This is a genomic window from Propioniciclava tarda (assembly GCF_900182665.1).
Taxonomy (GTDB): Bacteria; Actinomycetota; Actinomycetes; order Propionibacteriales; family Propionibacteriaceae; genus Propioniciclava; species Propioniciclava tarda.
Map to the genome: position 1 here is coordinate 170,710 of NZ_FXTL01000002.1, position 12,215 is coordinate 182,924.

A 12,215-nucleotide genomic window follows, 5' to 3' on the forward strand; every position below is an offset into this window, starting at 1 on the left:
GGCCGGTCAAGGCCGCTCGGATACGCCATCGGTAGCCGTGCGACGACGTCGATCCGCGGCGAACGGTTGGTTCAGTGGGCGATGTGGAAACGGCGCCGCTGGTGGGTGCGGTGGTCCACGTCGTCGAGGACGGCGAGGGCGAGGTCGGCGGCCGAGATCTGGGAGGTGCCGTCGGGGCCGTAGAGCAGGACGTCGTCGCTGGTCCGGTACTGCGCCGCGACCTTGTCTGCCAGTTGCTCACCCGGACGGTTGTAGGCCAGGTCGGTGACCGGAGGCCCCTGCGGCGGCGGGAACGAGAGTGGGGCCACCTCCTCCTCGACGGGCCCGGGCCATCCGAGTTGGGACGCGGTCGGTCCTGATGCGCGGGGGGCAGGAAGTCGGGGCCGCGGACCGGGTCCGGGGTCGGCGCGGGTTCCCGGGTGTCCGGCGGTGGGACCGGCTCGTTGCCCAGTGAGGCCGCGCTCGTCTGCCAGGCCGCCACCGTCTCGCGGAGCGCCTGCCCGGTCTCGGTCGTGGTCGGGTGGGCGGCGTTCGCCACCAGATCCCACCAGCCGAGGTCGTGGCCGTCGGCGTCCTTCACGTACAGCCCGTCCTTGCCGTAGCGGCGCCATCGCGTCACCTGCACGCGCGCCACCCTAACGAACTCCCGCGCTTGTCAGCCTGGCAAGCCGTCACGGTGGCCCCCCCCGCAAGGACGCCCCTCCCGGACTGCGGAACCGGCGCGCACCCCACCAGACCGACCGCGCAGCTTCCGTAGCGAGGCCGGACAGCGCCACGCGTGAAGGAACGTCAGACTGCGTGGTTACCTTGAGCCATGTGTCGACCAGGATCGGTTCCGAGTTCGGGACGCTCGGCGAACGCTTGGCGGCCATGAAACCCAAGCCTGCCGAGCGCCCGGTGGATCTGGCCCGTCACGTGTGGGTGCAGTCGGCGTCGGGACGCCAAGCCGGACTGCTGGTCGCCTGGGTCCCCGGCGCCGACGGCACGTAGTGGGGCAGGGTCGCCGTGTCGGACGCCCCCGGCGAGGCCAGCCTCCAGTTGCTGGCGGGCCGACTGCTCAGTCCCGTCCAGCAGGAGGCCGAGGAACCAGGGGTCAGGGCAGACCAGCCCGAGTGAACTCCTGCTGCAACCGGGGACGCCGGCGGTGCGCGTCCCGCAGGTCGGCGACCAGCGCGTCGATGCCGTCGGCCATCTCGGTGCCGCGGGTGAGCGCGCGCAGGTGCGCGAGTTTCCGGGCGGCGGCGCGGTAGTGCTGGGCATCGGCGTACTCGAGGTGGTCGAGCACCTGCCTGGTGTGGAGGGGCACGACGGCGAGCGGGTCGACCTTCTCGTAGCGGTCAGCCAGGGTCCCCCACAGGCCGGGCTCGTCGAGGCCGAGAGAATGGGCGAGGTCCCACGCCAACCGGACGTCGTCCAGGGTGTGCAGCGCGAACGACACGGCCTCACCAGGACGCTGGCGCAGGGCGTCCATGACGTGCCCGCGGTGGTCGGGCCACGCCTCACCCACAGCACGGCGGACGCCGTCGGCGTGGGTCGCGGTCGGCCACCGGTCGAACACCGCCAGCCGGGCGGCGAGCTCCTCGCCCGGCCGGTGCTCGGACACCAGCCGGCACCAGAGGCGGGCGGCGTTGACGGACTGGTGGCCCCGGTCGAAGAAGGTGGCCTGCCGGGCCCAGTCGATCGCGAGGGCGGTTTCGCCGATCTCGGCGAACGCCTTGGCGGTGTCCTCCAGCCAGGCGGCGACCTTCCGGTCGCGGGCGTGGGTGGCGATGATCGCGTCGAGGTCACGGTCCCAGACCGCCAGCCGGCGGGCGTTCCACTCCAGCACGAACCGCGCATGCCGTAGCCCGGCCTGCTGGTCCCACAGTGAGGGGTCGGCCGTCCGCTGCAGCCAGTACGCGTGTTCTTCCGCTTCGGTGGGCGCCGGACCCACCGAAGCGGCGATCTCGGCGAGCTTGGTCTTGTACAGGGCCATCCCGCGGTCGCCGAGCGCGGGTCCGTAGGCGGCGGGGTCGAGGGTGAAGTAGTCGACGACGCCGTCGAACTGGAAGTCGATCAGCCACGCCACCAGCCGGGCCGGTGGGGGAGGAGCGGCGTTGGTGAGGTCGGCGTGCAGGGCGAGGAGGTCCTTGATCGCGTCGCCGATGATGCCGCTGGAGTCGTCGGCGCGGGCGATCGCCTTCAACGCGCTCGCCAGCGCGCGCTGGGTCACCGGCAACACGTCGGCTGCCGGCAGGGTCTGCGCGGCTTGGCGCAGCAGGGCGACCGCTTGGTGGACGCCGTGGCCGTAGCTGTTGGCGGCGCTCCAGCGGTGCAGGTCGGTCCGGGTTCGGACCAGGGGGAGCACGTCGTCGGCCAACGATCCCACGTGAACCCCTCCCGGCTGGATTGGACGACCGTCAGTCTGCCACGCCCCGGTTCGCGAGCAGTCCGGGGAAGTTCGTGCCCGCCCGGTGTCCGTGGAGGGCCCTCCGACTCACTTCTGGATAGTGAGAGGACTCACCAAGGGAGCCACACGATGACCGACACGAAGTCCGGGGAGCAGTCGATCCGTCAAGCAGCGCGGCAGGCGGCGGTGGCCGCGCAGGCCCGCCGGCGGGCGAGGACGGCCGAACGGGACAAGGGGCTCGACGCCGCCGCCCTGACCCTGATCGTCACCCTCGCCGAGCGCGACGCCCTCGAGCGACGAGCCGGCGCCGCCATCCGGGCCATGCTGGCCGAAGGGCTCACGCTCCCCGACGTCGTCACCTGGACCGACGGCGAAACCACCCTCAAGGAAGCCACCCGCCTCGCCGAGCTCGACCAGGACGGAGCCGGATCATGACCACCACCGTTCACGTCGAGAACCTCCTCTACGGCGGCCGGGCCCTGGTCGGCTTCACCGAGGAGGGCGAACGTGTCGCCGGCTGGGCCGAGGTCGCCTACGAATCCATCCGCGCGATCAATCACCTCACGAGCCACTGCCCGATCCCCGCACCGACCGCCTACCGGATCCTCGGCGACCTCAAGGGCGTCGGCCACCTGCTGCCCCAGGCACTGGAGCAACTCGCCCGCGGCCTCCAGGCGTCGCTGGAGGCGTTCGACGTCTACGACCACCGCGGGCACCCGGGGGAGTCCGTAGCCGAAGCCATCGGCCTGCTCTGCCGGGCTGCTCGCAAGGCAGCCGACCTCGGCCAACTGCTCGAGGATGCTCAGGCCGCCATTAGCGAGCAGGGCTACCGCCAGTTCGACGAGACGACGCCCGAGCTGCCGGGGGAGTGGTGAGCGCGGACGCCCCGGTCGCCCTGCCATCGATGGGCTTCCGCGGAGGACTGTTGAAGGCCGCCGTGGTAGTCCCCGACCTGATCATCAGCACGCTGATCGGCTTCGTGCTGCTCGCAGCGTCCCCGGCCGATGTCGCGGTCGGGTTCCTCACGGTTCTGCTCCTGGTGTCACTGGTGATTGCGTCCGGCTGCGCTGAGGGCGTGGCCGTCCGCATCCTCTACGCCGCCCACCAGCCCATCGCACGCGAAGCACGTCACCTCGCCGGGCCGCTGCGCCTGGTCGTCAACCGGTCCGGACGCGATGACCTTCGGATCCTTTTCGGTGGGGGAGGTGAGGCCGTCAGCGCTGCCGGACGCAATCACGTGATCCTCCACCGCGGCATCGTGGACGCTCTCATCGCCGGCCGAATCAGCGATGCCGAGGCCGCGGCGCTCATCGCCCACGGGGTCGGACGCCTCCGCCTCGGCCAACCGCGCCTCGACCTCCTGGCTACGCTCTGGACGCTGCCGTGGGACTTTCTTCGTGGGCTCTTCGCAGGCATCGGCCAACGACTCTCGTGGGTGCCGCTCGGGCGCTTCGCCTGGCAGACCCGGTTCGTCGTCGGCACCATCGCCGTCGTCCTCGAGACCCAAGCAGGACGTTGGCCATCCCCGATCGTCATCGCCCTATTCCTCGCCCTCAGCTACCTGATGCCCCTCCAGCGCCAAGCATGGCAGCGCGAGCAGCGGGAGGCGGCCGACCATCATGCCGCCGAGCTCGGCTTCGCCGAACCTCTTGTTCGCTTCCTACGACGCCTCCCCCGGGACGCCGATCTCGAAGGCCGCCTCGACCCCCTCGTCGCGCCCACACGGCATCCCTCTCCGCCCCTACCAGTGAGGTAGGCCCTCGACGGCACCCGGAACGGGTGTGGCGGCTCGCCCGTGCCCCTGCCGTCCCGGCTAGAGTGCGGGCAACCCCAAAGGAGAGGTGCTCGTGGACGTCTTCAGTGTGCGCGACAAGGTCATTGACGACTACCGCTCATTCACGACGGCGTCCATCGACATCAAGGACGCCCGGCTCAAGGAGCACTACCAGCGCGAACTCGATGGGGATCGTCAGTGGCCGGAGCCGTGGATCTCGCTGAATCCCGCCTTCGAAACCGGAGGCCGGATCGACGAACTCGTCCAGGCAGGCCTCCTCCATCCCGAGTGTGACCGCATCTTCCGAGTCAAGCAGCATCTGGAAGACCCGGGCCGGGGACCGTTCACCCTGCACCGCCACCAGCGCGAGGCCATCGAGGTCGCGCGCTCCGGCGAGAGCTACGTCCTCACGACGGGCACGGGATCGGGCAAGTCGTTGGCGTACATCGTCCCGATCGTCGACCACGTGCTGCGGCAGCCCCGGACGCCGGGGGTGAAGGCGATCATCGTTTATCCGATGAATGCGCTCGCGAACTCGCAACGCGGCGAACTCGAGAAGTTCCTCCGCAACGGGTACGGCGACGGACGCGAACCGGTCACCTTCGCCCGCTACACGGGCCAGGAGCGGGGCGAGGAACGCGACCGGATCCTGGCCAACCCGCCGGACATCCTGCTGACCAACTACGTCATGCTCGAATTGGTGCTCACCCGCCCGGACGAGCGCGCACGACTGGTGAAGGCCGCCAAGGGGTTGCAGTTCCTCGTCCTGGACGAGCTGCACACCTACCGCGGACGCCAGGGCGCCGACGTCGCGATGCTGGTGCGACGCGTCCGGGAGGCGTGCTCATCGCCGCACCTGCAGTGTGTGGGCACGTCGGCCACGATGGCGAGTGGCGGGTCGTCGCTCGACCAGAAGCGCACGGTCGCCGAGGTGGCTACCCGCATCTTCGGATCGTCGGTGGTCCGGGACCACGTGATCGGGGAGACCCTGACCCGGGCGACGGCCTCGGACACCGGCCTGGATGTCGCGGCCTTGGCGCAGGCGGTCAGGTCAAGGTATCTGCCCGACGACCACGTCGGGCTGTCGGCGTCCCCCTTGGCCTCGTGGATCGAGACGACGTTCGGCCTGGCCACCGAAGAGGCGACGGGCCGGCTGATCCGGCAGGTGCCCCGCCGACTTCGCGAGCATGCCGCGCCGGCGTTGTCAGAGTTGACGGGCCTTCCCGTGCAGGACTGTTACGACGCGATCCAGAAGGCCCTCCTGAAGGGCTCCCGGGTCCGGCACCCTGAGACCGGACGCCCTTTGTTCGCCTTCCGACTGCACCAATTCCTCTCCAAGGGCGACACGCTCCACGTGTCGCTGGAGCCGGAGCAGGATCGGTTCATCACCTCGAAGTACCAGGTCGCCGTCCCGTCGGCACCGGAGAAGCTGCTGTTCCCGCTAGCGTTCTGCCGAGAGTGTGGTCAGGAGTACGCCGTCGTCAAGGCGATCAAGAGGCAGGGCGAGACCACCTACGCCCCCCGCGCATCCCGCGACATCACCGCGGGCGACGCGACCGATGGCTACCTGTATGTGTCCTCGCAATTGCCGTGGCCGGCTGATCCCATTGCCGAGGGCCGCCTGCCCGACTCCTGGGTGGGCCCGGATAACCAGTTGCTGCCCAACAAGGAGCGCTACAAGCCCGACAGGGTGCGGGTCGATACGGCCGGCCACCTCGTCGACGTCGGCGGGACGCCAGCAGCGTTCATCCCGTCGCCGTTCACGTTTTGCCTGTCCTGTCAGGTCAGCTACGAACAGACCCGGGGTCGGGACTTCTCCAAGCTGATCACCCTGGACGCCGAGGGCCGCAGTTCGGCGGTCTCGGTGCTGTCGACGAGCCTGGTCCGCGCCCTGCGCGAAGTCCCCGAATCCGAGCTCCCCGCCGAGGCCCGCAAGCTGCTGACCTTCGTCGACAACCGGCAGGACGCCAGCCTGCAGGCCGGCCACCTCAACGACTTCGTCCAGGTGGCCCAGCTCCGCGGCGCCCTGCACGCCGCCATGAAGGCGGCGCCCCACGGCCTGACCCACGAGAGCGTCGCCGCCAAGGTTGTGGACGCCCTGGGCCTGGAGTTCGCCGACTACGCCGCCGCGCCGGACGCCGTGTACGCGGCCAAGACGAGAACCGAGCGGGCACTGCGCGAGCTGGTCGAATACCGGCTGTACCTCGACCTACAGCGCGGCTGGCGCATCACGATGCCGAACCTTGAGCAGACGGGCCTGCTGCATGTGGGCTACGAATCGCTCACCGAGATCGCGGCCGACCAGTCTCTGTGGACGGGAGCGCTGGAGCCCTTGCGCGAGGCGCGGGACGGGCATCGCGAGGAGTTGTGCCGGATTGTCCTGGACGAGTTCCGCAAGGTGCTCGCCGTCGATGTCGACTGCCTGACCGAGCTTGGCTTCGAGCGGGTCAAGCGCCAGTCCTCGCAGGAACTTACTGGCGTGTGGGCCGTTCCCCCCAACGAGATGGTCGCCCCGGTCGGCATCGTGTACGCGTTCACCAGCCAGCCGGGCAAGGGGCGCAACGACCTGCACCTGACCGGGCGCTCCGCGTTGGGTCGCTACCTGTCCCGCCCGAACCAGTTCCCTGGCCACCCCGACAAACTGGGCATCGACGACGCCCAGCGCATCATCCAGGACATCCTCGGGGTTCTCGCCCGGGCGGGGCTCCTCACCGAGGTCGAGGGCAACTATGGACGCCGCGGGTACCGGTTGAAGGCATCCTCGTTGGTCTGGTCAGCAGGGGACGGCACGAGCGCCGCCGCCGACCCAATCCGCAAGACCGTGGACGCCGACACCGGCGGCCGCGTCAACGCCTTCTTCCGCACCCTCTACCAGGGGGTGGCTCGTGAACTGCGTGGCCTGTCGGCCCGCGAGCACACCGCGCAGGTGGGTCCCACGGAGCGGGAGGAGCGTGAGCGCGCCTTCCGCAAGGGCTCGCTGCCGCTGCTCTACTGCTCGCCGACGATGGAACTCGGCGTCGACATCTCCAGCCTGAACGCAGTGGGCCTGCGCAACGTCCCGCCGACGCCGGCGAACTACGCGCAACGCTCGGGTCGGGCCGGCCGGTCGGGGCAGCCGGCGCTCGTGCTGACGTACTGCGCGACGGGCAACTCCCACGACCAGTACTACTTCCGGCGCTCCGCGAACATGGTCGCGGGCTCGGTGGCCGCTCCCCGGCTCGACTTGGCCAACGAGGCGCTGCTGCGAAGCCACGTCCAGGCCGTGTGGCTCGCCGAGACCGGCGAGAAGCTCGGCTCGCGGATGACTGACCTGCTGGACGCCGAGGGGCTCACCCCGTCACTGGTCATGAAGCCCGAGAAGGAACGCGCTTTCGCCGACCCCGAATCCATCCGAAGGGCTACCCGGCACGCGCAGGCGATCATCGAGCCGATGCTCCCCGAACTCAGGGCCACAGCCTGGTGGCAGGAGGACTGGGTCGCCGACGTCGTCCGGGCTGCACCTCGCACACTGGACGAGGCATGTGACCGGTGGCGCCGCCTCTACCTGGCCGCGCTGGCCGACCAGGACGCCCAGAACCGGATCGTTCTGGAAAGCCACCTGTCCCCCCGCGCACGCCAGGCCGCGACGACCCGCCGCCGCGAGGCGGAGAACCAGCTCCGGCTCCTCCGCAACGAGGACGACCAGTCGAGCCACTCGGACTTCTACACGTACCGCTACTTCGCCTCCGAGGGCTTCCTGCCGGGCTACAGCTTCCCGCGGCTGCCGCTGGCCGCCTACATCCCGGCGGTCCGAGGAGCGGTGGGCCCGCGTGATGGCGGCGACTACATCCAGCGACCACGCTTCCTGGCGATCTCCGAGTTCGGGCCTGGCGCGCTGATTTACCACGAGGGCGCCCGCTACGAGGTGAACCGCGTCCAGGTGCCGCTGTCGCAGTCGGGGCAGGCGACCGTCGACACCTCCGAGGCCCGCAGGTGCGAGGCGTGCGGCTACCACCACGACCGCCGCGCAGGGCTCGACGTGTGCGAGAACTGCGGTGAGGAGCTTGGCGCCACCACGTACGGGCTGATGCAGCTGACAACGGTGTACACGCGCCGCCGCGAGCGGATCTCGTCGGACGAGGAGGAGCGCCGCCGCGCCGGCTTCGAGCTGCAGACGTCCTACCGGTTCAGCCAGCACGGCGCCCGCTCGGGCAAGCTCGCAGCCGAGGTGCTGGCCGACGGAGCACCGCTGGCCGACCTGGCCTACGGTGACTCGGCCGAGGTGCGGGTAACCAATCGCGGGCGCCGCCGCCGCAAAGACGCCGCCGAGGTCGGCTTCTACCTGGACCCGATCAAGGGCCAATGGTTGTCCGACAGGGCCGGCGCCGACGCCGAGGCGGACGACGGCGATTCCGACCCGGACGAGGCGAACGCGGTCCGCGTCATCCCGTACGTGCGCGACAACCGGAACATCCTCGTGCTGCGGCTGGCACAGTCCGTGCCCGACGAGGTGGCTACCACCCTGCGTTACGCGTTGGAGCGGGGCATCGAGGCGGCGTTCCAGCTGGAGGATTCCGAGCTGGCCACAGAGGCGCTGCCCGACGACCAACACCGCGGCCGAATGCTGTTCACCGAGTCGGCCGAAGGGGGAGCCGGCGTCCTGCGTCGCCTGCAGGCCGAGCCGGACGCCCTCGCCCTGGCCGCCCGCACGGCACTCGAGATCACCCACTTCGACCCGGTCTCAGGCGAGGACCGCAGCACGGCGGAGGCGGGCAGCGAGCGCTGCGAGAAGGCGTGCTACGACTGCCTGCTGTCCTACGGCAACCAGTTCGAGCACACATCGATCGACCGTCACCTGATCCGCGACCTGCTGCTGCGGTTCGCAGGTGCACAAACGAGCGTGTCGGCGTCCGACCTGCCGCGCGGCGAGCACGCCGACGAGCTGCTGGCTGCCTGCGACACTGACTTGGAGCGCAACTGGCTGCGGGTGCTGATGGCGGGCGACTTCCGGCTGCCGGACGCCGCGCAACCGCTGCTGGAGTCCGCGCGCTGCAGGCCGGACTTCCTGTACGCCGAAGCAGGACTCGCGGTGTTCATCGACGGTCCGGTCCACGACCGGTCGGACAAGACCGCCGATGACGCCGCGGCGGAGGAGCGTCTGCTGGATGCGGGGTACTCCTTCATCCGGTTTGTGCTCGATGAGGACTGGATGGCCAAGCTGCGCGAGCGAGCGGACGTGTTCGGGGAAGGACGGCGGGCGTGACGACCTTTGCGGTGGGGAGCCTGGTGGCGGCGCGGGGCCGCGAGTGGGTCGTGCTGCCCGACAGCTCCGACGACTTCCTCGTGCTGCGTCCCCTCGGCGGCACCGAGGACGACATCGCGGGCGTGCTGCCGGCCATCGAGCCCGTGACGACGGCGTCGTTCCCGCCGCCCACCGCCGACGACCTGGGCGACCACGAGAGCGCGCGCCTGCTGCGCAGCGCCCTACAGATCGGGTTCCGGTCGAGCGCCGGCCCGTTCCGTTCCCTGGCCGGGATTGCCGTCGAGCCGCGCGCCTACCAACTCGTGCCGCTGCTGATGGCCCTGCGGCAGGAAACCGTCCGCCTGCTGATCGCCGACGACGTCGGCATCGGCAAGACCATCGAGGCGTCCCTCATCGCCGCCGAACTTCTGACCATCGGGGACGCCCGCAGGCTCGCGGTGCTCTGCAGCCCAGCGCTGGCCGAGCAGTGGACCGGGGAGTTGCGCACTAAGTTCGGCTTGGAGGCCGAACTGGTGCTGCCGAGCACCATCCGCCGGCTGGAGCGCCAGTGCGTCGGCGGCGAGTCGATCTTCGAACGGTTCCCGATCACGGTGGTGTCGACCGACTTCATCAAGTCGGATCGGCGCCGCAACGAGTTCCTGCGCACCTGCCCCGACCTGGTCATCGTCGACGAGGCCCACACCTGCGTTGCCGACGGCGGGTTCGGCGGCAAGGCCCGTACCCAGCGCTACGACCTGGTCCGCGCCCTGGCAGCGGACGCCGACCGGCGCCTGCTTCTCGTCACCGCCACCCCGCACAGTGGCAAGGACGCGGCGTTCCGCAACTTGATCGGCCTGCTCCATCCCGCACTGCACGACCTGGACCTCGACCAGACGAAGGGCCGCGAACTGCTTGCCAGGCATCTGGTGCAGCGGCGCCGCGCCGACATCCGCCAGTTCCTCGATGAGGAGACCCCCTTCCCGTCCGACCGGCAGTCCAAAGAAGTCGCGTACAAGCTGTCGCCCGCCTACCGCGACCTGTTCGACGACGTGATCGCCTACGCCCGCGAGACCGTGAGCACGGCGAACGGTGCCCGCGAGCAGCGCATCAACTGGTGGTCGGTGCTCGCCCTGCTGCGGGCGCTGGCGTCTTCGCCGCGGGCCGCCGCCCAAACGCTGGCGACCCGCTCGGCCGCATTGGGCGGTGAGGACGCCGCCGAGGCCGACGCCTTGGGACGCTCGGCCGTGCTTGACCTGGCCGACGACGAGACCCTCGAATCGGTCGACGTGGCTCCGGGCGCTGACGCCTCGACCGAGTCGGGAACCCCGCAGCAACGCCGGCTCAAAGGCTTCCTCAAGCGGGCGAAGGAATTGGAGAAGGCCGGCGACCACAAGCTGGACGCCATCACCACGCAGGTGAAGGGGCTTCTCGCCGACTCCTACGCCCCGATCGTGTTCTGCCGGTTCATCGACACCGCCGAGTACGTCGCAGAGCACCTCACCCAGAAGCTGGGCAAGGGCACCACCGTTGCCTGCGTCACCGGCATGCTGCCGCCCTCGGAGCGGGTGGCCCGCATCGCCGAACTGGCGGCCGCCGACGGCCCGGTCGTACTCGTGGCCACCGACTGCCTGTCTGAGGGCGTCAACCTGCAGGACCAGTTCCAGGCGGTCGTCCACTACGACCTGGCCTGGAACCCGACCAGGCACGAGCAGCGGGAGGGGCGCGTCGATCGGTTCGGCCAGCAACGCGACGTCGTCCGTGCCATCACCCTCTACGGCCAGGACAACCGCATCGACGGCATTGTCCTCGATGTCCTGCTCCGCAAGCACGAGGCGATCCGCAAGGCCACCGGCGTCTCCGTGCCGGTGCCCGACAACAGCGACGCCGTGCTGGAGGCCCTGATGGAGGGCCTGATCCTGCGGGGGAGCGACCATCGCCAGGACACCCTCGACTTCGAGTACGACTCGAAGGTCGTCGACCTGGACAAGGAGTGGCAGTCCGCCGCCGAACGCGAGAGGGCCTCCCGCACCAAGTTCGCCCAGCGCGCCATCCACCCGACCGAGGTGGCTGGCGAGGTCGCCGAGATCCGCGCCAACCTGGGCACCCACGCCGAGGTGCGCGCCTTCACCGAGCAGTCACTCAAGGCCCTCAAGGCAACCCTCAAGACGACCCCGCGCGGCTTCACGGCGGCCACCAGTCCACTGCCCGGCGGCCTGCTGGACGCCCTCCCGCCCGGCCGCGAGACTCAACTCACCTTTCTGAACGACTTCCCCGTCGCCAAGGGCGAGAACGTGCTGCACCGCACGGACGCCGCAGTCGAGGCCATCGCGTCCTATGTGCTCGAGTCGGCGCTCGACCCCGCCCTGCCCGCCGAGGCCAGGCCTGCTCGTCGCTGCGCCGTCGTCCGGACGGCCGCGGTCGAAACGCGCACCACGCTGCTGCTGGTCCGCTACCGGTTCCACCTCACCCTGCCGTCGCGCGCCGGGGAGAGGACGGCCGTGGCCGAGGACGCCGCCACCCTCGGCTTCACCTCCCGCGACGGCGTCCTGTCGTGGCTGGAGCCCGACGAGGTCAGCGCCCTGCTCGACGCCGCACCCTCGGGGAACGTCAGCAACCCCAGCCAGTACCTCACGTCCGCGCTCGGCCAACTGGCCCAGGCGCAAGCGCATCTGGACGCCCACGGGCAGTCGCTCGCCGAGAAGCTCCGGGCCTCGCACCGGCGGGTGCGCGCGGCATCCGGTGCGGTGGTGCGCGGGCTGGGCGTCCGTGCCGAGAGCCCACCCGATGTTCTGGGCGTGTACGTGTTCGTTCCGGTCCCGAAGGGTTGAGCC

Annotated in this window: 8 protein-coding genes; 6 read left to right on the plus strand and 2 right to left on the minus strand. The window is 70.3% G+C overall.

What is annotated here, in order from left to right; genetic code table 11:
* Positions 1-71 precede the first annotated feature (71 nt).
* On the minus strand, positions 72-308 hold the full coding sequence (locus FN821_RS14125; protein WP_165489208.1) for an NAD(P)-dependent oxidoreductase: 237 nt from the start codon (positions 306-308) through the stop codon (positions 72-74).
* A gap of 508 nt (positions 309-816) precedes the next feature.
* Between FN821_RS14125 and FN821_RS14130 the strand changes: the two genes are divergently transcribed.
* Complete coding sequence (locus FN821_RS14130) at positions 817-990, plus strand: hypothetical protein (protein ID WP_165489209.1); 174 nt, start codon at positions 817-819, stop codon at positions 988-990.
* Positions 991-1,093: 103 nt separating this feature from the next.
* Here the strand turns inward: FN821_RS14130 and FN821_RS02760 are convergent, their stop codons facing one another.
* The gene (locus FN821_RS02760) at positions 1,094-2,368 is read right to left on the minus strand and encodes a DUF6880 family protein (protein ID WP_180319730.1); all 1,275 of its coding nucleotides are present in this window, start codon (positions 2,366-2,368) and stop codon (positions 1,094-1,096) included.
* Positions 2,369-2,518: 150 nt separating this feature from the next.
* Between FN821_RS02760 and FN821_RS02765 the strand changes: the two genes are divergently transcribed.
* The 5 genes from FN821_RS02765 (at position 2,519) to FN821_RS02785 (ending at position 12,212) form a co-directional block, all read left to right on the plus strand.
* Complete coding sequence (locus tag FN821_RS02765; protein WP_131171027.1) at positions 2,519-2,824, plus strand: hypothetical protein; 306 nt, start codon at positions 2,519-2,521, stop codon at positions 2,822-2,824.
* A complete protein-coding gene (locus FN821_RS02770; RefSeq protein ID WP_241660061.1) occupies positions 2,821-3,264 on the plus strand; it encodes a hypothetical protein in 444 nt (147 codons plus the stop codon). The genes FN821_RS02765 and FN821_RS02770 overlap by 4 nt, the downstream gene beginning before the upstream one ends.
* The gene (locus FN821_RS02775; RefSeq protein ID WP_131171028.1) at positions 3,261-4,145 is read left to right on the plus strand and encodes a hypothetical protein; all 885 of its coding nucleotides are present in this window, start codon (positions 3,261-3,263) and stop codon (positions 4,143-4,145) included. The genes FN821_RS02770 and FN821_RS02775 overlap by 4 nt, the downstream gene beginning before the upstream one ends.
* Positions 4,146-4,236: 91 nt before the next feature.
* Complete coding sequence (locus tag FN821_RS02780; protein ID WP_131171029.1) at positions 4,237-9,405, plus strand: DEAD/DEAH box helicase; 5,169 nt, start codon at positions 4,237-4,239, stop codon at positions 9,403-9,405.
* Complete coding sequence (locus FN821_RS02785; protein ID WP_131171030.1) at positions 9,402-12,212, plus strand: helicase-related protein; 2,811 nt, start codon at positions 9,402-9,404, stop codon at positions 12,210-12,212. Before FN821_RS02780 ends, FN821_RS02785 begins: the two co-directional genes overlap by 4 nt.
* Positions 12,213-12,215: the final 3 nt, after the last annotated feature.

Coding starts and splice junctions, on each gene's coding strand:
- FN821_RS02765 (WP_131171027.1), top strand. CDS start 2,519: ATGACCGACACGAAGTCCGGGGAGCAGTCGATCCGTCAAGCAGCGCGG.
- FN821_RS02770 (WP_241660061.1), top strand. CDS start 2,821: ATGACCACCACCGTTCACGTCGAGAACCTCCTCTACGGCGGCCGGGCC.